Origin of the sequence: Terriglobus sp. 2YAB30_2 (assembly GCF_052114765.1) — a bacterium.
Taxonomy (GTDB): Bacteria; Acidobacteriota; Terriglobia; order Terriglobales; family Acidobacteriaceae; genus Terriglobus.
Genome location: NZ_JBFRFJ010000005.1, coordinates 262037 through 283567 on the forward strand (window position 1 = coordinate 262037; position 21531 = coordinate 283567).

General features: G+C 59.2%; 21 protein-coding genes. 9 read left to right on the top strand and 12 right to left on the bottom strand.

The genetic code is table 11. The features are described from left to right. Positions 1 to 11: 11 nt before the first annotated feature. The 11 genes from glmM to AB4Y89_RS10485 all read right to left on the bottom strand — a co-directional run bounded on the left by glmM (position 12) and on the right by AB4Y89_RS10485 (position 8814). Positions 12 to 1352 (bottom strand): phosphoglucosamine mutase, encoded by a 1341-nt coding sequence (gene glmM, locus AB4Y89_RS10435; RefSeq protein WP_442300865.1) that lies wholly within the window; start codon positions 1350 to 1352, stop codon positions 12 to 14. 27 nt (positions 1353 to 1379) lie between these two features. Continuing rightward, a complete protein-coding gene (gene xseA, locus AB4Y89_RS10440; protein WP_442300866.1) occupies positions 1380 to 2843 on the bottom strand; it encodes an exodeoxyribonuclease VII large subunit in 1464 nt (487 codons plus the stop codon). Between the two features lie 10 nt (positions 2844 to 2853). Further along, positions 2854 to 3060: a DUF2905 domain-containing protein gene (locus AB4Y89_RS10445; RefSeq protein WP_442300867.1), complete on the bottom strand. Its 207-nt coding sequence runs from the start codon at positions 3058 to 3060 to the stop codon at positions 2854 to 2856. 28 nt (positions 3061 to 3088) lie between these two features. Then, positions 3089 to 3454, bottom strand: coding sequence for a response regulator (locus AB4Y89_RS10450; protein ID WP_442300868.1), 366 nt, complete (start codon positions 3452 to 3454; stop codon positions 3089 to 3091). A 272-nt stretch (positions 3455 to 3726) separates the two neighbouring features. Beyond that, positions 3727 to 4449, bottom strand: coding sequence for a tetratricopeptide repeat protein (locus AB4Y89_RS10455; protein ID WP_442300869.1), 723 nt, complete (start codon positions 4447 to 4449; stop codon positions 3727 to 3729). Positions 4450 to 4527: 78 nt separating this feature from the next. Continuing rightward, positions 4528 to 5091, bottom strand: coding sequence for a hypothetical protein (locus AB4Y89_RS10460; protein WP_442300870.1), 564 nt, complete (start codon positions 5089 to 5091; stop codon positions 4528 to 4530). A 41-nt stretch (positions 5092 to 5132) separates the two neighbouring features. Continuing rightward, on the bottom strand, positions 5133 to 5579 hold the full coding sequence (locus AB4Y89_RS10465) for a hypothetical protein (RefSeq protein WP_442300871.1): 447 nt from the start codon (positions 5577 to 5579) through the stop codon (positions 5133 to 5135). 55 nt (positions 5580 to 5634) lie between these two features. Next, positions 5635 to 6711, bottom strand: coding sequence for a hypothetical protein (locus AB4Y89_RS10470; RefSeq protein WP_442300872.1), 1077 nt, complete (start codon positions 6709 to 6711; stop codon positions 5635 to 5637). 50 nt (positions 6712 to 6761) lie between these two features. Next, a complete protein-coding gene (locus AB4Y89_RS10475) occupies positions 6762 to 7763 on the bottom strand; it encodes a hypothetical protein (RefSeq protein ID WP_442300873.1) in 1002 nt (333 codons plus the stop codon). Positions 7764 to 7807: 44 nt separating this feature from the next. Beyond that, on the bottom strand, positions 7808 to 8215 hold the full coding sequence (locus AB4Y89_RS10480; protein WP_442300874.1) for a hypothetical protein: 408 nt from the start codon (positions 8213 to 8215) through the stop codon (positions 7808 to 7810). 38 nt (positions 8216 to 8253) lie between these two features. Continuing rightward, positions 8254 to 8814 (bottom strand): SRPBCC family protein, encoded by a 561-nt coding sequence (locus tag AB4Y89_RS10485; protein ID WP_442300875.1) that lies wholly within the window; start codon positions 8812 to 8814, stop codon positions 8254 to 8256. Positions 8815 to 9063: 249 nt separating this feature from the next. On the opposite strand from AB4Y89_RS10485, the gene AB4Y89_RS10490 reads away from it, so the two are divergent. Continuing rightward, positions 9064 to 11673 (top strand): TonB-dependent receptor domain-containing protein, encoded by a 2610-nt coding sequence (locus tag AB4Y89_RS10490; RefSeq protein ID WP_442300876.1) that lies wholly within the window; start codon positions 9064 to 9066, stop codon positions 11671 to 11673. Between the two features lie 64 nt (positions 11674 to 11737). Beyond that, positions 11738 to 12418 (top strand): Fe2+-dependent dioxygenase, encoded by a 681-nt coding sequence (locus AB4Y89_RS10495; protein ID WP_442300877.1) that lies wholly within the window; start codon positions 11738 to 11740, stop codon positions 12416 to 12418. A 149-nt stretch (positions 12419 to 12567) separates the two neighbouring features. Here AB4Y89_RS10495 and AB4Y89_RS10500 read toward each other — a convergent pair whose 3' ends face one another. Beyond that, positions 12568 to 13122 carry a fasciclin domain-containing protein gene (locus AB4Y89_RS10500; protein ID WP_442300878.1) on the bottom strand — a complete coding sequence of 185 codons (555 nt, stop codon included), beginning with the start codon at positions 13120 to 13122 and terminating at the stop codon, positions 12568 to 12570. A 281-nt stretch (positions 13123 to 13403) separates the two neighbouring features. Here AB4Y89_RS10500 and AB4Y89_RS10505 point away from each other — a divergent pair, with 281 nt between their 5' ends. From AB4Y89_RS10505 to AB4Y89_RS10535, 7 genes are all read left to right on the top strand, one after another. After that, positions 13404 to 13898: a DUF2127 domain-containing protein gene (locus AB4Y89_RS10505; protein ID WP_442300879.1), complete on the top strand. Its 495-nt coding sequence runs from the start codon at positions 13404 to 13406 to the stop codon at positions 13896 to 13898. A 360-nt stretch (positions 13899 to 14258) separates the two neighbouring features. After that, positions 14259 to 14699 (top strand): division/cell wall cluster transcriptional repressor MraZ, encoded by a 441-nt coding sequence (locus AB4Y89_RS10510; protein ID WP_147647281.1) that lies wholly within the window; start codon positions 14259 to 14261, stop codon positions 14697 to 14699. Positions 14700 to 14735: 36 nt separating this feature from the next. Beyond that, positions 14736 to 15629 carry a 16S rRNA (cytosine(1402)-N(4))-methyltransferase RsmH gene (gene rsmH, locus AB4Y89_RS10515; protein ID WP_442300880.1) on the top strand — a complete coding sequence of 298 codons (894 nt, stop codon included), beginning with the start codon at positions 14736 to 14738 and terminating at the stop codon, positions 15627 to 15629. A 15-nt stretch (positions 15630 to 15644) separates the two neighbouring features. Next, positions 15645 to 16139: a cell division protein FtsL gene (locus AB4Y89_RS10520; RefSeq protein WP_442300881.1), complete on the top strand. Its 495-nt coding sequence runs from the start codon at positions 15645 to 15647 to the stop codon at positions 16137 to 16139. A 45-nt stretch (positions 16140 to 16184) separates the two neighbouring features. After that, positions 16185 to 18509 (top strand): penicillin-binding transpeptidase domain-containing protein, encoded by a 2325-nt coding sequence (locus tag AB4Y89_RS10525; protein WP_442300882.1) that lies wholly within the window; start codon positions 16185 to 16187, stop codon positions 18507 to 18509. Positions 18510 to 18590: 81 nt separating this feature from the next. Then, entirely contained in the window at positions 18591 to 20081 is a 1491-nt protein-coding gene (locus AB4Y89_RS10530; RefSeq protein WP_442300883.1) for a UDP-N-acetylmuramoyl-L-alanyl-D-glutamate--2,6-diaminopimelate ligase, read from the top strand. Then, entirely contained in the window at positions 20078 to 21454 is a 1377-nt protein-coding gene (locus tag AB4Y89_RS10535; protein ID WP_442300884.1) for a UDP-N-acetylmuramoyl-tripeptide--D-alanyl-D-alanine ligase, read from the top strand. The genes AB4Y89_RS10530 and AB4Y89_RS10535 overlap by 4 nt, the downstream gene beginning before the upstream one ends. Positions 21455 to 21531 lie beyond the last annotated feature (77 nt).

Here is a 21531-nt window from a genome sequence, read left to right on the forward strand (position 1 = left end):
CCGTGTTCTTGTTAGATTCCGAGTTCGTTACGGATAGAGCTGGCGATCGCCTCGGCGTGGTGCTTCATGCGAGCTTCGTCTTCCGCCTCGATCATCACGCGGGCAAGAGCTTCGGTGCCGCTGTAACGGATGACGACACGGCCACTGTCTTTCAGCTCATTTTCGGCTGCGGCGATGGCGCTGACGATGGTGGGGAACTGATCGAGCGGCTTCTTCTCACGCACCTTGACGTTGACGATCACCTGTGGGAAGACCTTCAGATCTCCGGTTAGCTCTGCCAGCGATTTGCCATTGCGGTGCAGCACATTCAGCACAGCGAGCGCGGTCTGCAGGCCATCGCCGGTGGTAGAGAGAGCCGGGAAGAGGATATGGCCGGACTGCTCGCCTCCGAGCGATGCGCCAGTAGCCAGCATCTGCTCCAGAACATATTTGTCGCCCACCGGCGCGCGCAGCATACGGATGCCGGAGCGCTTGAGTGCTGCTTCCAAACCCATGTTGGACATGGTTGTGGCAACGACGAGATCGTTGGCAAGCTGTCCGCGCGCCTTCAGATCCCGTGCTGACAGCAGCATGACAGCATCGCCATTTACGACCTGGCCGTACTCGTCGGCAAAGAGAGCGCGGTCGGCATCTCCGTCGAAGGTGATGCCCATGGATGCGCCCGAAGCTGTCACTTCGTCGGCGACGATCTCCGGGTGTAACGCGCCGCATCCCTCATTGATGTTGCGGCCGTCGGGAGAGGCGTGGGTAATACGGATCTCTCCGCCAAGCTCGGCGAAGAGCTGTGCCGCGACGGAAGATGCTGCGCCGTTGGCGCAGTCGAGAACGATGGTCTTGCCATCGAGAGAGAGACCGGGAACCTGTCCGAGAAGAAATTGGATGTACTCGGCACGATAAGCTTCGTCGGCTTCAGGCAATGCATTGGCAGCGATCGAGTCATGAACAAGGCTGCCAAGGTGCCGGAAGATCTCCTCTTCCATGGCAAGTTCTGTGGCATCGGGAAGTTTGTAGCCATCAGGACCGAAGAGCTTGATGCCGTTGTCCTGCCACGGATTGTGCGAGGCCGAAATGACAACGCCTGCACCGAAGCCGCGTTTGCGCGTCAGATGCGCCACGGCCGGCGTGGTGATGATTCCGGCCAGATGCGCAACGGCTCCCCCCGCCGTAAGACCGGCGACGAGCGTGGCGGCAATCCACTCAGAGCTCTCGCGAGTGTCCATGCCAAGCAAGACATCTTTCGAGTCCCGCAGGGAGTGTGCCAGTGCCAGGCCGACGGCGTAGATGGTCTTCGGGTCGAGCGGAGATTCGCCGGCGACAGCACGGATGCCATCGGTTCCAAAGAGCTTTCGCATATTGAATCTGAGGGTAACAGCTTGCCGTCAGGAACGCTTGCCAGTGACGGTAGCCTCCAGCGAGCCCTTGTGCAGTCGAGCGGTAACGGAGCTTCCGGGAGTGGCCTCGGCGGCGTCGCGCAGCAGTTTGCCCTCGGCGTCATACACAAGGGCATATCCACGCTGCAGTACGGCAAGGGGCGACAGCGACTGAAGCGCGGTCGATGCGGCCTGCACACGGTTCCGTTCGCTTGAAAGGCGATCGCGATGAGCGGTCAGCAAGCGGGATTCAGCGATAGAAACGTGATGACGTGCCTGAGAGAGCTGCCGGGTCAGGTCGCGTGCAGCCAGACGCTGATGCAGCGCAAGCAGACGGCGCTCATTGCGCTGAAGTCCAGTGTTGACGGCAGAATTAGCGCGCCATGCAAGTTCGTCCAGGCGCTGATAACGGCGGCTGATGGCATCTTCCACGCGGTAGAGGATTGCCTGTGCATTGATGCGAGCGAAACGCTGACCAGCCTGCATGGTGGTATAGCGAGCCGCACGAACCAGCCGTTGGCTGAGTGTGGCTACATGGTCTTCAATGCGATGCTGGGCGGCTGTGATGAGTTCTGCGGCGGCCGATGGAGTAGGCGCACGTAGATCCGATACAAAGTCGGCGATGGTGAAGTCAGTCTCGTGTCCGACCGCAGAGACGATGGGAAGCTCACTGCCCGCAATCACACGGGCGAGCGCCTCATCGTTGAAGCCGGCAAGGTCTTCGGCAGAGCCGCCTCCACGGGCAAGAAGGATGAGGTCCACGCCGTGGGGAGTTCCGGTTGCCTGGTTGAAGTAGCGGATACCGTTGGCGACTTCCAGGGGGGAACTGGCTCCCTGTACGGCGGCGGGGTAAACCAGCAGATCGAGGCAAGCGTGCCGACGCCGGATGACATTGGCGATGTCACGGATGACTGCGCCGGTAGGCGAGGTGACGATGCCGATGCGTGTCGGAAAAGCTGGCAGAGGACGCTTACGGTCGGCATCGAAGAGCCCTTCGGCCTGCAGGCGGGCCTTGAGCTGTTCGAAGGCAAGCTGCAGCGCTCCGGCTCCGCGGGGCTCAACCGATTCGGCGATGAGCTGAAGTTGCCCGCGCGATTCGTATACAGAGACACGGCCGCGGACCAGGACCTCCAGACCGTCTTCGATGCGGAACCGGTGTGTCTGTGCCTGGCGGCGGAAGAGCACGACGGGAAGCTGTGCCTCACCATCTTTCAACGTGAAGTAGACGTGGCCGGAGGTGGCGGGGCGGCAGTTGGAGACCTCTCCGAAGACGGAGATATTGCCATATCCCTTTTCGAGCTCGCCCCGGATGAGCGAGACAAGTTCAGCGACGGAAAAGGTGGTGCGCCGTGGCGCCGGCCGGGCCGCAGGTTCAGCCGGCTGAGACGCAGCTTCGGGTTCTTCGAACGCGAAGCCAAGCTGGGGTGCGGTATCCGAGGTACGGCCGGAGCGGAGCTGTGCCAGCGTGGGCATAGCCTCTAGGTTATCTCCGGAGGTGGCTGAGGAGATAGAGAACCAGCGAGAGGACAATGCTGATAACGATGCTGGTCCCTAAAGGGATGAAAACCTGCCAGTTACGTCCGCGAAAGCTCAGATCGCCGGGAAGACGGCCCAGGGGGAGCGAAAACTTCCCGGCAATCAGGAAAATAAGACCAGCGAGAATTAACAGGCAGCCGGCGGCGATCAGCATGCGGCCAACGGAGGTCATTGGTTCAGGGCTAGGCCAACATTTCGTTGGCTTCGCGAAGCAGATCGGTTGGATGAAGTGGTTTGGTCAGGACGGACCACGGCTGCGGCTGCTCTCTCGAGCGGTCCATCAGACTCTTCATCAGGGAGTAGTAGCCCGTAAAGAGCAGGACACGGCAGTCCGGCTGCTCTTCCGTCAGGCGTGTGGCCAGGGCGACACCGTCCTCTCCGGGCATATTCACATCGCAGAGAAGGAGGTTAGGGTGAAAGTCACGTGCTGTGGACAAGCCATCTTCCGCTGTATAAACAGCGCGTGCATCGAAGCCATTTTCCCGAAAAATAATTCGCAGAGTGTCGGCTACGAGATGCTCATCATCAACAACCAGGATACGGCGCATAGGTATCTCCTGCTTCGGTGGAATGCAGGGCAGGTGAAATGCCACAAGAACGACAGCGTTTCCGAAGTACTTGGGGGTATATTGCGCCGTGCCGGCGCCGGAAATCCAATTAAACCTTCCTAAGAATTCTGGATTTCCGGCCCGGTACTGAAATGGGATTTAGAGCGTTTTCCCTGTTGCTGGGTATCCCGGAAGGGTGTGCAGCGGCGTTTTCATTGCGGAAAACGCCCATAGATGCGGAAGCCCTACAGTACACCTACAGGGAAAATGCTCTACTGACGCGCGCCCGGATTCAGACGCTGATCGGCGATCGAGCCGGCAGCAGTCTTGGCTTCCTTGTCCTTGAGCTGTGCGTAGATCTTGCGAGCCTCGGCCTGCTGGCCCTTGGATTCGTAGAGGGAGGCGAGCTGCAGTTGGGCGGTTGCGGCCGGAACCGAGTGATTCGGCTTGGCGATGAGCTGGTTGTAGATGTCGATTGCCTTCTGGTCCTGTCCATTCTGGCGATACAGGCTGGCCAGGGAAAGCTTCGCCAGTGAGGCGAGGTCGCTGTTCCAGGAGCCGGCAACCTTTTCCAGGGTGGCCTGCGCCGTGGAGGTCTGGTTCGCTTCGATGGCAGTCAGGCCGGCGAAGTAGAGGGCGAGCTTGCCGCTGGAGGTCATGCCGTAGCTGTCAGCCACCTGCTGGAACTTCTCATGGGCAGCCTTAGCGCGCTCCTGTGCCGATGGGAAGGTCTTGACTCCCTGCTGCGGCGGAACACCGGGTTCGGCGATGTCCGACTGGTAGACCCCCATGGCCTCGCCGAAGGCGGCATTGGCGGAGTTGGAACGCACGTTGTAGATCACCAGGCCGCCAATAACGACGAGCAGAACGGCAAGAATACCAACGATATAGCGAATCACAGCGCTGCGATTCTGCTGGGCCCACTTCAGGCCGTGCTCGGTTGCGGCGACGTAGGCGTCTGGCTGCTTCAGGGAGTGGCGGGTCTGGCTGTCCAACGTGATGTTCCTTAGGTCTCGGTAGAGGTGCCGTGCCCGGAACGGGCACGTAATTTCTAAGTTTAGACCATAACGCTCTCAAAAGGGCTCGTGAATCAGTTGTTGCGAAGCAAGCTTCCCGTCGTGACCGTAGTGGAGCTCGATGACCCAGTTGAAGACATCGTCCGGCCAGTGCTCGCCGCCGAGCAGCCGTGTGGAATCCGCCCCGAGTTTAGTGAGCAGTCCGGGGATACCGCCGTGCCTCCAGGAGACGAGAATGACTTTGCCGTGCGATTCCTTCTGGAGCTCGGTGACGAAATCATCGTTCTTCTTCTCGACGAAGTGCGTGTCGATGGGCTTGCCAATGGCGGTGCTGAGCGGCTCCACGGTCAAACGCGGGCGCAAACTGTTTTTGCTGTCGGTGGCGGCGAAGATCGTGTCGATAGAGAGATTCTGGCCATTGGGATCGACAAAGGGGGCGAAGTAGGCCGCATACCGTTGCGCGCGAGCCTCGCCGGCAGGAGTCAGGCGGTCGCCCACGACAGGCTTCTCCGCATGCCGGATGATGAGCAGCGTTGTATCACGCAGACCCTCCTGCGCTTGGCAGAGAAGGGATGAAGCGCCCATGAGGGCGGCACACAGGAGCGAGCGGCGAAGCAGCATGGCTCCAGCGTGCCGCAGGAAGCTTAAGGACGAATGAAAATCTACTCGGAGAGCGGGATCTTATGAGGCTCGCCCGGAAGGGCAAAGTCGAGTTCGGCCGGGTGCGAGTCGCTATTCACGAGCGGGAGCTGCGGCAGCTTGGAGGTATGTCCGGCTTCGCGGACCACCTGGTCAACGTGCTGCAACACCTCGTCGATGGACATGGTGTACATCTCGCGGCCATTGTCGTAGCCGGTCTCGATGATGGACTTCAGGTAATATCCCGCAGCCTGCGCCGCCAGATAGTCCGTAATGATGTGACCGTTCTTGGCCTTCTGCTGCACCYACGCCTCATTCGGCATGGCGATCCACACGGGGCGGCCGTTCACAGCGAAACGGATATCGGTGGCGTCGGCATGACGCGTTGCGATGGCGACGACCGTGCCCTTCCAGGTGCAGTGCAGGTCTTCCCCGGTAAACCGGTCGCGGGCGTGAAAGTCCTCGTACATATCTACGAGCTTAAATGAGGGGTGGTGCCGGGGCAAGGTGGACCGGTTCAGAGTTCTACCAGCCTGCGATGGCGAGATTTGAGAGCGAGTTTGAGGAGTCGTTCGCTCCCGGGCCCAGATACGCGTTCCATCCGGAGAGGAAGCCGGCAGTGGAGACCTGGTTCATCTCTGGCCGGTAGACGCTGGTGATGAAAGAGAAGTCCGTTACCCGACCATCCACGAGGCACGGTGGATACGTACGGTGCTTCATCTCCTCAGCGACATAGCCCTGGGTGAGGGTGTCGGCCCGCGATAGGACACGGATGTTGTCCGGTTTACCATTGCGGTCGACGTGAACATACGCCTGTAGCCGGGGAGTGTGAGACTGCGGCAGGCCAACGGGGCTGTATCCTCCCTGGTCGCACGCGGCTAGCTCAGCGCCATGGGCCGGATGCAGGTGACTGTCAGAGGGTGGGGCGTCCAGGGGATGATCGAGGGGTTCAAGCAGGGTGACCGTCAGCTCGGCAATCTTTCCCTCTTCGCCGAACACAGTAATGCGGCCGGGGACGCGATGTTCGCGGAGCGTATTCCAGTCGAGGATTGCAGTCACGATGCCGTTGCGCTTTACAGCTCGCAGTTCTCCGCTGGTGGCCTGGAAGCAGGTTGTGGGCGCGTCAACCAGAGAGACCGCATACATACCGGACTCATCCGTTCGTTGAGTGCCGAAGCAGGCCAGGGTGCCATGACCGGGAGCATGTTCGCTCAGGAAGCGGTCACGCGGAAGCACATCGGGGACCCCAGTCTCTCCAAGTCCGGCGAGGGCGAGCAGAAGTGCTGGTGAAAGAGAGATATTGCGGACGTCGACGAAAGCTCCCTCGGCGGTCGTGTAGGTCGTGAAGTGCTGCTTTGTGGAGGTAAATACCCGGCGCTGGCTGCCAGGGGAGCTATAGAAGTCTTCGACCGTTCCGGCCTGGGTCGAGTGTCCCTGTTGGTCGTAGAGCTGGAAGCTGACAATGCGATGCCAGGGCTGCCGATAGGCCTCACGGACTTCGAGACGCTGTGCCCGCAGCATGTCGGCGGGCTTCCATGGTTGTTCCGCCAGGGCCCCCGTGACCGCGATTCCGCAGAGAGCGAAGATCAGCGTCCGCATCATGCCGAACATCATAGCCCCGGTGCGCCATGGTTGGTGGAATGGTTATCTACTTAGAAGCGGGAAAACGGTCCTTTTCGGAACCGAAAGCGGTCTCTTGCCCACCAGAGCGCCGTCAGGCCATAGTCTGTAGCTTTTCCGGAGATTACGCATGGAGCGTATGTTTTTTTCCGGATCTCATCCTGTGCCTCTCCCTCAAATAAGCCAGAGGCGGAAGCGATAACGGACGTGCGGTCGGCCTTCCCCTGTTCATTGATATGAACATCCAGCAGCACACCGCGTGTGCCGAGCGAACTGGAAGCAGATGCGGTTATTTCGGTTCCTCCGGAATCGCATGGGCTGATCTCAGATCGCTCCCCCGGATAGATCGCTTCCGAAGGCTTCCGGATGGTTCCGTTTTCGGGAAGTGATTCCAGCAAGACGGTCTCAAGCGAGACGAGGGAACTCCCCTCAGTCGCGATCAGGACACGAGAGGGAACATATTTCTGATTGAGTAGTAGCTGGGCATTAACCGCGGTCATGATGTGTTCCAGTGTCACAGCGCGCAGTATTCCATTTTGATCGAAGCAGAATGAGGGAACGCTTCTGCTGCTGAATGCGATGAATCCGGAATCGTCCCGCCTGTCGATCTGGTAGCAGCTGAAGTGAGTGTCAGGGAGAGCCGCAATAGCGAGAATGCGGTCCTTAGCTAGGAGCTGCGGCACAAGTTGAGGGGACATACCTTGTAAGCCGAAGCGAAGCATTCCAGGAAGGATCGCGTTCTTGCGATCCGTAAATGTTCCTTCCGGAAGCGTATAGATCGAAAACGATTCCTTGGCGGAGCTGTAGGTGCGTTTCTGGTGAAACGGAGAATAGACGGTATCTTCTACCGTGCCGGCGATCTCTTTCTTCTTATCTCCGGGAAAAAGAATGAAGTGAACGATGCGATGCCAGGGTCTTGAATAAGCAGTGACGAATGCATCTCGTTCGGCAGCGAGCAGGCTCTGTGGAGAGGGCTGAGTCCCGATCAGCGAGGCTGACGATAGCAGGAAAACGCCAAGGAGAACTCGCCTCAATCGAACCTCCATTCAGTCGACCCCAATTGAAGGGCTCGATCATCTCACTTGACGACAAGCAGGGCAATCATCAGGGCGATGGCGGCGAGCAGCAGCGCAAGCAGGATCCAGAACCAGCTCTGGAAGCTGTGCAGCTGATGCTCCAACTGATCGATCTGGCGGCTGCTGGCTTCCTGGTGGGAACGGAGTTCGGCGGAGAGATGCTCGATCCGCTGATTCAGGTCTTGGTGTGTCTCAAAGATCTGCTTGCTGAGCGAGACGTGAGAACGGGCAACCTGGCCAAGTTCGGCTTTGAGTGATTCCGTGGCCTCGTTGAGCGGAGTGAGGTCGAGTTCAGCGGGCGCGGCGGCGGGTGCAGCCAGACGAGAAGCGACCAGCGACTCAAGCAAGGGGATCAGCCGGAGGAGCTTGGGAAGGTGTTCCGTCAATTGGAGAAGAAGCTTGGGCCACATAGGTTTAGGGTGCCGGGTATCGCCGGGAATCGCAAGTCCTAACGCCGGTTGAGGCTGGCTACCAGCTTCGGCAGGATCGAATCCAGTTTCTTCTGACGGGTCCGGAAGTTGGAGGCCAGTTGCCGCCTAATCATGGCGGACGAGGCGACGGCCATAGGGGGAGTGAACTCGATGTCGTCAGTGACCCGGGTGCCGTGAATCGGAACTCCCGCTTCATTGGCGCGGGTCTCTTCGCTGACGCTGTGCGTGTGCCGCCAGTAACGGAAGGGACCGCGAAGCTGAACGTCTGTGAAGTGATGGTTCCACGCGAACTCAGTGATCTCGACCTCCCAGGGGACACGGAAGTTGATCAGCGGCAGCGGAACCAGGCAGGCTGACACCGTAAAGCGGCTTCCTGCACCCGCGGCGATGCTCTTCAGGCGCAGGGCGGGGTCTGGCGCTACCGGTCGTGAAGGTGGCGGAGCCAGCGCGGCTTCCTCGATCCGGACCTTGAAGAACTTCGGCATCAGCAGCGGCAGATTGTATGGATTCGCAAAAAAAGCGAAGACCAGCTCGACCGGGTAGGGGACCCACTGCTCGGTATGAAATGTGGCCGGCACGGCTTTCAGAGTACTCGAACGATTACCGACCGAAACAGTCGGAAATATTTCTCAATTAGGACTTGAAAGGTCGCCAATTGCGATATGCTGCCTATATCGGACTGAAAAAGTCGCTGATCTCCTTCAGAAAGCTTCTGAAGGGAGAAGGTGTGCCGCGAACGGTTGAGGGGCTGCTTCGGGGCGGAAGACAAGAGTGGAAGCGTGTGCAGGTGAGGGCCTCCGCGCTGACCTAAACCCTGGAGGATTGGCATGAAGAGGCCTTTGAATCGTTGGAAGCTTTGGCAGAAGCGTAGTGCGAAGGTGGTGGCAGTAACCCTTGCGGCGTATGGCGCCGGCGAGGGAGCGGTCGCCCAAGAAGGTCATGGGCATGATCATTCGCATCACGCGCCCATCTCGCAGGGCGTGGTGAAGTTCAATATCCCAGCCGGGCAGATGGATGAGGCGCTGCGGAGCTTCGAGTCACAGAGCGGCAGCAAAGTGACCCTGAAGGTTCCCGCCGAGACGGTGGCCGGCTTCCGCACCAAGGGCATTAGCGGCATGATGTCCGCCGAGCAGGCTCTGCGTGCGTTACTGGGAGAGACCGGCCTGGGCGTGAAGGTGGTGGGCGACTCCACCTTTGAGATCGGCGTGCAGAATTCCGAGCAGGTGGATGTAACCACGCAGTCGACGACCGTCGCGCTGACGCAGTTCACTCAGCCATTGCTGGATACCGCGCAAACCGTCAACGTGATTCCGCAGTACATCATGCAGGAGCAGCAGGTCACCACGTTGCGTGACACGCTGCGTAACTCGCCGGGTATCTCGATCGCAGCCGGAGAGGCTGGAGCACAGGGCGACAACCTGACGATCCGCGGCTTCTCCGCGCGTAACGACATGTTCCTCGACGGCATTCGCGACTTCGGGAGCTACTACCGCGATGCCTTCGACTACGATCAGGTGGCGGTGCTGCAGGGACCGGCAAGCGTGCAGTTCGGCCGTGGATCGACCGGTGGCGTCATCAACCAGGAGACAAAGCAGCCGCAGGCGGATCAGTTTGCCCGTGGATCACTACAGCTCGGTACGAACCTCATGCGCCGTGTTGCGGGCGATATCAATGTGCCTTTGAATGACACCCTTAACGGCGCGGCCTTCCGTATGAATGTGGTTGGAACGCAGAGCAAGGTCGCGCAGCGCGATTATGCGGAGACACGTCGTTTCGGCATTGCTCCATCGCTTATCTTCGGTCTGAATTCGCCGACGCGCTTCAGCCTTAATTATCTGCACGAAGCCGAAAACTCCACTCCGGATTACGGCCTGCCTTACTTCGGACCGCGTGTGGCGCAGGTGAATCGCAAGAACTACTACGGCTTCGCCAATGACAACTTCCTGCGGACGAATCCCGATGTCGTCACTGCGAAGGTGGAACATGACATCGGCACGCGGGCAACGCTGCGCAACATTACCCGCTGGGGCAACTACCCACGCAATGTGGTGATCACCGAGCCTCAGATCCTGACGGCGGGAACGCTGACTGCGATCAAAGACTCCACAGGGAAGATTACCGGGTATAACGCAACCTGCGCTCCGACCAATACGACTCCCTGTTATCCGGTAACGACTTCTTTGAGCAATGTGCAGGTCACCCGTGCGCAGATCCCGGTCAACAGTACGGAAGACGTCATCTGGAATCAGACCAGTGCTGTCGGCCACTTCTCGCTCGGTCATATTGAGAATGACGCCGTGATTATGGCCGAAGGTGGTCGTGAGCGTTCGATGCCCCAGCGTACTGCTCGAACGGTAAGCACGACGAATGCGCTGAATCCGACGCAGGATGTGTATGCCGCAACCTATTCCACACCTCCGGGCCGGACACACGTTACTTCATGGAGCTATGGCGTCGGCTTGAACGACACGTTGAAGCTTACGCAGTGGCTGATGCTCTCCGGCGGTGTGCGCTTCGATCACTTTGAGACGCAGTCTGACCAGGCCACTAATGGTGTGTTTCCATGGCGGGCGGACGACAAGCCGACTTATCGTGCTGCTGTGGTGGCGAAGCCCCGTCCGAACGGCAGCGTGTATTTCGATTGGGGTACAAGCTTCAATCCTTCCGCAGAAAGCCTGAGCCTCAGCGCCAATAACGCAACGCAGGCGCCGCAGGAGAATGAGACCTACGAAGCCGGTGCGAAGTGGGCCTTCATGCGCGATCGCCTCAACGTCAACGGAGCTTACTTCCGCACGACGAAGTCGAATGTATATGAGACAGATCCGTTCGACACCACCCAGGTGCGTAATGTCGGAAACCAGCGTATCCAGGGTGTGCAGTTCGGCGTGCTGGGACATCTGCCACAGCATTTCGACATCCTCGCGGGTTATGCCTACCTGTCCGGACGTGTCACAGCTACGGCACTGAATGCGTCACCGTTTGCAACCCAGGCCGCGGCGATTGCCGCGCAGGGAGATGCAGCGAGTCTCGCGTTGTCGCGTTCGGCGCCTTTCTATATCAATCCGGTAGGTATGCCATTCGCCAACGTCCCGAAGAACACCGGCAACCTGTGGGTGACGCACGATATCGGATGGGGCTTCGTCGGCGGCTTTGGCACCAACTACACAGCAGCACGCCGCGCCAGCACTGGCGCCCTGATTGCGGTCTATGACACGACCGCGGCCACCAACGTGAATAACGTTCGTCTGGATTACAAAGGCATTCCTGATTACTGGATCTTCTCGGCGATGATACGCAAGCCGCTCAGCGATCGCCTCGATTTCCAGGCAAATCTCAACAACCTTGGCAACAAGTTCTATATCGATCAGCCCCATCCGAATCACCTGATTCCAGGAGAAGGCTTCAACGCGCAGTTTGGTTTCAACGCGCGCTTCTAACCCGGAGTGCAGGGCTCGCGGATGCCGGGTCCTGCGCTTATTCAGCAAGGAGTAACACAAACCGATGTTAGTTACGATTCCTGATGTTCTTACCCCGGAGCAGGTACGTCAGATGCGCTCCATTCTTGATGCCGCCGATTGGTCGGATGGAAAAGCAACCGCCGGCTATCAGGCCCAGACGGTAAAGGACAATCAGCAGCTCACGGAGACGCACCCCGTTGCACAGCAGCTAGGGGAGATCGTTCTCAACGCGTTGGGTTCCAATCCGCTGTTTCTTTCAGCAGCCCTGCCGCTGAGAGTCTTTCCACCGATGTTCAACCGGTATGCGGGCGGCGGTCATTTCGGCACGCATGTCGATACGGCTGTGCGTCCGATTGGAAATACGGGATTCCGTATTCGTACCGATCTCTCGTGCACGCTCTTTCTTACTGAGCCCTCAGAGTATGACGGAGGCGAGCTCAGAATCGAAGATGTGTATGGCGTGCAGAGCGTGAAGCTGCCTGCAGGCTCGATGATCCTGTATCCGTCGACGAGTCTGCATCATGTCACACCGGTGACTCGTGGAGCTCGTGTTAGCTCGTTCTTCTGGCTGCAGAGTATGGTGCGCCAGGATGGGCAACGTACGTTGCTCTTCGATCTCGATACCTCAATCCAGAGACTGGCTGTTGATCATCCTGAGCACCCTTCAACGGTGCAATTGACGGGCGTGTATCACAACCTGCTGCGGCAGTGGGCTGAGCTGTAGGAAGTGTTCAGGATGGGCGCGCCTGCCTTGCCTCGGAACATCGCAGGTGCGCCCCGAAGGGTCCGAAGCAAAACACACACGGTGCTTCGGGCAACACGCAGGTGGAGCTGGTCGCCCTCACGACCAGGCTCCATCTGCCGTGGCACGCCCTAGTTTGGCATCACAACCGTGTCGATGACGTGGATCACACCGTTCTTCTGAAAGACGTCTGCTGTGGTCACCGTGGCCATGCCTCCCTTTTCATCGGTCAGCATCACCTTGCCATTGTTCATCCATGCGGTCAGGGTTTCTCCTTGAACGGTCTTCATGGAATACTTCCCGCCGTTCTTCTTGATCCATGCGGTCAGTTCTTTCGCAGTGATCTTTCCAGGGACGACGTGATAGGTCAGGATCTTGACCAACATGTCTTTGTTCTCGGGCTTCACAAGATTTTCCACTGTGCCGGCAGGAAGTTTGGCGAAGGCATCATCTGTAGGAGCGAAGACAGTGAAGGGCCCAGCGCTGTTGAGTGTGTCGACCAGTCCCGCGGCTTTGACCGCGGCGACCAGCGTCTTGTGAATCGGAGAGTTGACCGCGTTCTCGACGATGGTCTTTGCGGGATACATCGCAGCTCCACCGACATCGGGATTCTTCATCTGCCCCTGCGTGGAGAGTGTGAGTCCGGCGAGCACCGTGGCAAAACAAGCTGTCAGAAATGTCTTCATGGGGTGTCCTTTCCTCGAACGGCCTTGATGGCGTGTTCATGCAAAGGACGAAGGAAGAGAACGTGCCAGATTGGTGTTGCCCCTCGGTTGGCTTGCGCGGGATGAAAGGCATATTTGCGCTCTGCACAATCCAGAACTGGTTGTCGTGCGTAAAGGTTTCTCTAGAAATGGCCGATAACCGGTGCATGAGGACGCGTGCGTATTTATCGTCTGTTCTCTCGCGTGGGTTTGACAGTCCGGTAGTCTTGCCTCGAAGCTGGAAGTCAGGCCTCCTCGCGCGTATGAACGGCACGCAGTCCCATCCTGTAGCAAAACACCATGACTCTGGTCTGCTGGCCATCGGCATCCTGAAGGTGTTGGAAGCGGCACTTTCCGTAGCCGTCGGTCTGGGCGTGCTTCATCTGCTCAATAAGGATCTCAATGACGAGCTCACAAACCTGGTGCGCTATCTCCACCTGAACGAAGATGGCCGGCTGGTCTCACTCGCCTTCGACAAGATCGACCTGATCGACAATCACCGCCTGAAACAGATTGGCGCTTCCGCTTTTGCTTACGGCGCGCTGAAGCTGGTAGAGGGCGTGGGCCTGGTGCGGGAGAAGGTTTGGGCAGAGTATCTGACAGTGATTGCCAGCCTGGTCTTTCTACCCTGGGAGATCTATGAGCTGGCACGTCACCCCAACATCTGGAGGCTGGGGATCCTCATAGCGAACCTGCTCATTGTGGCCTATTTGCTATGGACTCTGTCGCGGATGCGGCGGCGGAAACAGCAGGATTGACGCGGTTCCGGTCCACTTTCGCCTAATTTTCGCTTACCACGGATTTCCTCAGCCGCGCTACCCTTCCGCACCAATCTTCTAAACACTATGGGTAGGGGTATACCCTTTGGTTACCCCCACAGCGTGAGTTTTCCACAGCCCATTCTGGAACTGCCAATGTTTTCCGCAATTTAGGGACTTGTATTAGGGCAACTTATGGGAGATTCTGTGGGTCGAAGTGGTAAGAAGTGGAACAAAAGGGTTGAAGATTGCTCAGATGGCATGATTCTAACCCCGGAACGGATGCGAACAGCAAGATTCGCACCGTAACCAACTTGGGCTCCTGATTAGTTCTTGGGTTCTTGCTGGCAGTGAGGAACGATGTTTCGCGGAAATCATCCAGCGCGTGTTGACGAAAAGGGCAGGCTCAAGCTCCCTGCCGAGTTCATGCGCCGTTGCAAGGATGTGTATGGCGACCAGTTCTACATCACCAGCAAGGACGGCAAGCGGGCTGAGATTTATCCGCTGAAGGAGTGGGAAAAGATCGAGGAGAGGCTGGCGCAGATCCCCTCCATGAACCCCCACAAGAAGAAGTTTCTGGACGTAACGAACTATTACGGCCAGATGGCGCAGATGGACGAGCAGGGACGAGTTCTGATTCCGGCCATTCTGCGGCAGGCAGCAAGTGTGAAGGGCGAGGTGGTGGTTCTGGGATCGCAGACCTACCTGGAGCTGGTGAACCACGATGCCTTCAAGGCTGAGCTTGAGAGCCAGCCACTCACGATGGACGACCAGGCTGCACTGGCTGACCTGGGTCTGTAACGGTTTGAGCTCCCAAGGGAGCCACATGGGGGATGAATGATTGCATCGCTTCATGTGCCGGTTCTTTTTGAAGAGGTTTTGAACTTCCTGAATGTGCGGCGCGGCGGAAACTACGCTGACGCAACGCTTGGACTCGCCGGGCATACGAGCGGAATCGCTCGCCGCCTGGGGCCACATGGAACGCTGCATTGTTTCGACCGCGATCCGGACGCCATGAAGTTGGCGAAGGAGCGGCTGGAGCATCTGGCGGCAGAGCTGAAGGCGACGATGCCGAAGGTCGAGTTTCATGCACGGGCTTTCAGCGAGGCGGACCAGGTGGTTGCGCCTGGAACGCTCGATGGCATCCTGGCGGACTTTGGCGTAAGCAGTCTGCAGTTGGACACACCGCACAGAGGATTCAGTTTCAGGCACGACGGTCCGCTTGATATGCGGATGAACCCCAAGGTAGGGGTGAGTGCCGAACAGGTGGTAAATCAGATCGACGAAAACGAGCTCGCCGACCTGATTTACGAATTCGGAGAGGAAAGGAGTTCGCGGAGAATCGCCAGAGCCATTGTCAGGGCCCGGCCGATTACGACGACGGGGGAGTTAGCCCGAGTGGTAGCGGCCGCGGCCCCAGCAATGAAAGGCGAGAAGATTCATCCCGCGACCAAGACCTTTCAGGCGCTCCGGATTTACGTGAATGACGAGCTGGGGGAGATCCGGTCGCTGCTTGGAAGCGCGCCATCTCTTCTGAAGCCCGGTGGCCGGCTGGCGGTGATCAGTTTTCACTCGCTGGAGGACCGGTTAGTAAAAGACGACTTTCGCGAGCGATCGCGGACAGGCGAGTACGAGGTTTTGACGAAGAAGCCGGTAACGGCGACTGAGGACGAGATGGAACGCAATCCGCGGGCACGCAGCGCCAAGCTGCGGGTAGCGGAGAAGAAGTGAGAAGGGAGCACGGCAATGGCAAGCGTGGCGCAGACAATTGATGGAATGGGACGGCGGAAGTGCCGCACCGAGTCGCCGGCCGAGCGGAATCGCCGTGTCTATGAGACGCAGCGCGCGGCACGCCGCGGACCGACACCCGAGGTTCTCTTCCACAAGTACCTCGACAACTCGCGCATCGTGAAGGCCGATGATCCGGTCCGCAAGCGTGAGATGCGTACCTTCGGTTCTGCCTGTGCGGTGTTGTTCGTGCTGGTGATGGTGTACGTTTGGCAGCACTTCAGCGCGATTGAAGCGGGTTACCGGATCGAGGCTGCCAAGCAGCAGGTTCAGCAGATGCAGGAGCAGAATCGCCAGCTCCGTCTGCAGGAGGCCCAGTTGACCGATCCTGAGCGGATCCACACGATGGCCGCGCAGCTTGGCCTGTCAGCTCCGCTCCCTGGTCAGGTGGTTCGTCCGGATGGTGTGAACGATCCGAACGCTCCGGTCGTGGCGCAGGTTGCCACGCATTAATAGTTTGTCGTTCTGTTGTTTCTCTGGATGCTGAGGTTGAAGTAGATGCATACTGTGGCGCCCCCACGTCAGACGCTAACCGCACCGATCAAGCGTGTCCGGTTCGTCTACGTGGCGGCGTTCTTTCTTTTCTGGACAATAGTCATCTCGGGCCGTCTGGTCTGGCTGCAGATCATCCGCCATTCACACTATGTAGAGAAGGCGGCGAGTCAGCAGGAACGCAGTGTGACTGTGGCTCCGCGACGTGGTCTGCTGTATGACCGCAATCTGCGTGAGCTGGCAATGACTGTCTCCGTCGATTCGATCTACGCCGTCCCCAAGGAGCTGGGCAGCAACGCTGCCGATGCCGCCAGTCTGCTGGCGCATGTGGTGCACGACGATCCGGATGATCGCTTTACCTCCGAACAGAGCATCCTGGGGCGTTTTACTGCCTCGCACAACTTTGCTTGGGTCGCGCATCGTGTGACGCCCGAGATCGCGGAGCGGGTTAAGGACCTTAACCTCAAAGGGGTCTACTTCCAGAAGGAGTTCAAGCGTTTCTACCCGAACAACGATCTGGCCTCGCAGGTGCTGGGTTATGTCGGGGCCGAGGATGTCGGTCTGGGCGGTCTGGAGCGTGAGTTTGAGGAAGATATGCACGGCACACCGGGGAAGGTGCGCACCGCGCTCGATGCCCGCCGCAAGGTGCTGGGCAGCATTGAGCAGGAGCCGCTGCCGGGCGAAAACCTGGTGCTGAGCATCGACGCCAACATTCAGCACATCGCCGAGCGAGCCCTGGACGAACAGGTGGAGAAGACCAAGGCGCTGCATGGTGTTGTTGTCGTGCAGGATCCACGCTCAGGGCAGATTCTCGCACTTGCGGTGTCACCGCGCTTCAATCCGAATGAAACGCGGCATCTCGATCCGAAGGCGCTGTCGAACCTGGCAGTGAGCGATGTTTATGAGCCTGGCTCGACCTTCAAGCTGGTGACGTATGCCTCGGCGCTCGATGGCGCCAACGTAAAGCCGGAAGACCTGGTGGACTGCCAGGGCGGTGCGATTACGATCTTTGGCCGAACGATTCACGACGACATCTCCGATCGCGGCATGGGCGTGGTTACGGTGCAGCGTGCCCTGGAGAAATCCAGCGATGTCGCGGCAGTGAAGCTCGCCATGAAGCTCGGTAATGAGCGCTTCTACAAATACATGCGCGGCTTCGGTTTCGGCGATCGCTCCGGTATCGAGCTGCCGAGCGAGACCCGCGGCCTGCTGCGCCCGGTCCGGAAGTGGGATCCGGCATCGATCGGGTCGCTGGCCATCGGTCAGGAGGTCGGCGTAACGCCGATCCAGTTGGTGACGATGGTCTCCACGATTGCCAACGGCGGCATGTATCTGCCGCCGCACATCATTCTCTCCGAGACGGAGAAGATGAAGGGCGATGCTGAGCTAAAAGCAACCCCATTCCGTCCGCAGAACGAACTTCCGAAGAATCTGCCGGATGGGTCGCACCGCGTGATCACTGAACTGACCGCTGCGAAGATGCGCAGTATGATGCAGTCCATCGTGGTGAATGGAACTGGAACACTCGCGGCATTAAACGGATATTCCAGCGGTGGCAAGACGGGAACGGCGCAGAAGATCGATGCAGCAACGCACACCTATTCCAAGACCAAGCACGTTGCCAGCTTTGCCGGCATTGCTCCCGTGAGTACGCCGGCGATCGCGGTTGCGGTAGTGATCGATACGCCTACAGCGGGGCCTTCTTACTACGGTGGCTCGGTCTCCGCGCCGGTCTTCGCCGAAGTGGCGCAGCAGGTGCTGGAGTACCTGGGCATACCGCACGATCAGCCCTTCAACCCCAAGAAGCATGCTGACGAGATAAAGCTGGCAAAGGTCGAGCACGACGATCATCCCGAGGACAGTAATGCCGATCTGAATGCGATGTTTGCCGAGGCCAATGCGCTACCGGACGACGATCCGCTGAAAGGGACAGCCAACGCCGGTCCGGCCAAACCCGAGCCTGAGCCCGCGGCGTCACAGCCGGCGAAGAGGTCTGTGCTGAATCTGCTCCCGGAGAAGGTGCTGGCAGCCTTCCGTGCCAATGGAGGAGCGAACACCATGGCCGACGCGGCGGATAACAAGCCCCTGACCGCGCCAAAGGTTGCTCCGCTGGCACAGCGTAAGGAAGATGGCGGCGTGATTGTCGACGCGACAAAGCGGGTGGCGGTGCCGGCGTTCAATGGAGCCGCGCTACGCCAGGTCGTGCAGCAGGCGAACTCGGTAGGACTACGTGTACAGCCGGTCGGCAGCGGTCTGGCGAGGGAGCAGGTGCCGTCGGCAGGTACCATGGTTCCTGTGGGCACGCAGGTGGTTGTGCGCTTCCTGCGCTAGGCGTCCCTTTAAAGACTTTCATTTTCGCAGTCAAAGACCCATATTTCTCAGTCAAAGATCCTTATTTCTAAGTCTCTCTATATGCTTTTTTCCGAAGTAGTTGCAGGTATCGAGCTCGACGAGCAGACGCATGGCTCGTGCGAGATTACGGGTGTCGAATACGACTCGCGCCGTGTGCGTGAAGGTTCGCTGTTTGTGGCGATGCGAGGCGGCACAACCGACGGCAATAAGTTCATCCGCCAGGCCATGGATAAAGGCGCAGGTGGAGTTCTTACCGATTCAAGGGAGAGCTTCACCAATGCGCTGTCGCGTTGGCCACATCTCTGCATCGGATTGATGGAGCATGGACGTCGCGCTCTGGCAACGGCAAGCGCCAACTTCTTCGGGCATCCCGAGCAGAAGTTGAAGCTTACGGCCGTTACCGGAACGAACGGAAAGACGACGACCACCTTCCTGGTAGAGGCGATGCTGCAGGCTACGGCGCGCAAGAGCATTCTTGTCGGCACGATCGAAGTGCACCTGGCAGGCGAGGTACGTGAGTCTCCTCATACCACTCCCGAAGCGCGCGATCTGTTGGCGCTGTTTGCCGAGGGCATCCAAGCGGGAGCGAGCGAGACGGTGATGGAGATGAGCTCCCACGCGCTCGATCAGGAGCGCGTGTGGGGCATGCCGGTGGATGTGGCCATCTTTACCAACTTGACGCAGGACCATCTGGACTATCACGGCACGATGGAGAAGTACTTCGCCGCCAAGCAACGCCTGTTTGCGGGCGTGGGGTCGCCGCCTCCGCGGGTTGCCGTTATTAACGCAGAGGACGAGTACGGTCATCGCCTGGAGAAGTTTGCGCTACGTGAAGGGACGGTCGTGGCCACCTACGGCATGACGAAGGGCGAGTGGCGTGCAGAAGAGGTTATATTGCGCGCCGGCGAGACGCGCTTTGTGCTGAAGTCGCCTGCGGGAGAGATTCTGTTGCGGACGAGTCTGACCGGACGTGTGAATGTCTTGAATACGCTGGCGGCGTCGGCTGCGGCGTATGCACGCGGTGTTTCGCTGGAACAGATTGCCGCGGGCGTCGCGGAGCTTCCGTTCGTTCCAGGCCGCTTCCAGACAGTCCCGAACGATCGAGACATCACGGTGGCAGTGGACTATGCACACACCGACGATGCGCTGTTGAACCTGATCAGGCTGGCTCGGGAACTCGCGGGGAAAGAGCATCGCGTGATCACACTCTTCGGCTGCGGCGGTGATCGCGATCGTACGAAACGGCCGAAGATGGGGCGTGCCGCAGGCCGGGGAAGCGACCTGGTGGTGTTGACCAGTGATAATCCACGTTCGGAAGATCCCGGCATCATCATCGAGCAGGCGCTGCGTGGTGTGGAGGAGACAGGAACGGACTGCATCGTCGAGGCTGACCGCGAGCAGGCCATTCGCCGGGCACTGGCGGCAGCGAAGCCGGGTGACATTGTGCTGCTGGCAGGCAAAGGACACGAGAAGACCCAGGTACTGGCCGACCGCACGATTCCGTTCGATGACGCCGAGGTGGCCGTACGCGTCTTGAAGGAGATGGCATGAAGCTGACGCTCGGCCAGATTGCGGATTGGATTCATGCCGAAGGCGACTTCGATGACGATGCCGTGGCCTATGGCTACTCGATCGACTCGCGCACCATCGCCGCCGGTGATCTATTTTTTGCGGTCAAGGGGGAACGGCTGGATGGTCACGACTTCGTAGAGACGGCGTTGAAGGATGGCGCTGTAGCTGCCGTGGTGAGCATGCACTGGATCGTTCCCGCGACCGTCGATGAAGGTAAGCTGCTTCGCGTGCCCGAAGGCGAGGACTGTGTGTTGGCGGCGATGCAGAAGCTCGCAACCGCTGTGCGGAGGCACTGGGGCAAACGTGTGATCGGCATTACCGGGTCAGCAGGCAAGACCACAACCAAGGAAGCTGTGGCTGCCGTTCTGGGAGCGAAGTTCACGGTATTGAAGTCTGCCGGCAATCTGAACAACAACTTCGGTGTGCCGCTGCAGGTGTTGCGCCTGGAGCCGGAGCATGAGATTGCCGTCCTTGAGATGGGCATGAATCATGCCGGTGAGATCACCCTGCTGGCGAAGATCGCTGAGCCCGACTGGGCCGTGGTGTCGAATGTCGCTCCGGTGCACCTGGAATACTTCCCGGATGGAATCGCCGGCATTGCCCGCGCCAAGTACGAGCTGGTGGAGGCCTTGCCCACCGATGGCATCGCTATTCTGAACGCCGACGACGAGTACGTCAGCACCTTCGGTAAAGGAATGGGCAGTCGCGCTGTCTTTTATGGCCTGGGCGAAACAGCGACGGTACGGGCAGAGAATGTACACGAAGCCGGTGCGGAGGGCATGACTTTCACGTTGGTCGCCGGGGGAGAGCGTGCTGAGGCAAAGCTGGCGCTTTTGGGACGCCACAATGTCTACAACGCACTTGCCGGCATCGCCGCCGGACTGCAGTGCGGCATGAGCTTGGCGGAATGCGTGGAAGGGCTAGGCGAGCTGCAGCCTTCGGACAAGCGCGGCGAGGTTTTGCACTGGCGTGGAGCGACATTGATCAACGACTGCTACAACTCCAACCCGCGGGCTCTGGACGCGATGGTGGAAGCGCTGCTGGCGGTAAAGGCGGGGCGGCATATCGTGATCGCCGGCGAGATGCTGGAGTTGGGCCCGGAAGGGCCGGCTCTGCATGAGGCCAGTGGACGGACGATGGCGCAGCTCGGGATCCGGCATGTGATTGGAGTGCGTGGTCTGGCAGAGCACCTGGTTGCCGGGGCAAGGGCAGAGAGTGCCGACGCGATCTTTGTGGCTACGCCGGAGGAGGCAGGCCAGTGGCTGCAGGCCAATCTGCGAGCCGGTGACGCTGTGCTGTTGAAGGCATCACGCGGGGTACGTCTGGAACGTGCATTGGCGGGGATACACTAGAGCAATTCTCCTAATACTGTGGTGTTGGAGAAATCTGCGAATGCCGTTTTCTTCGAAGGAAAACGGCGCAAACTGCA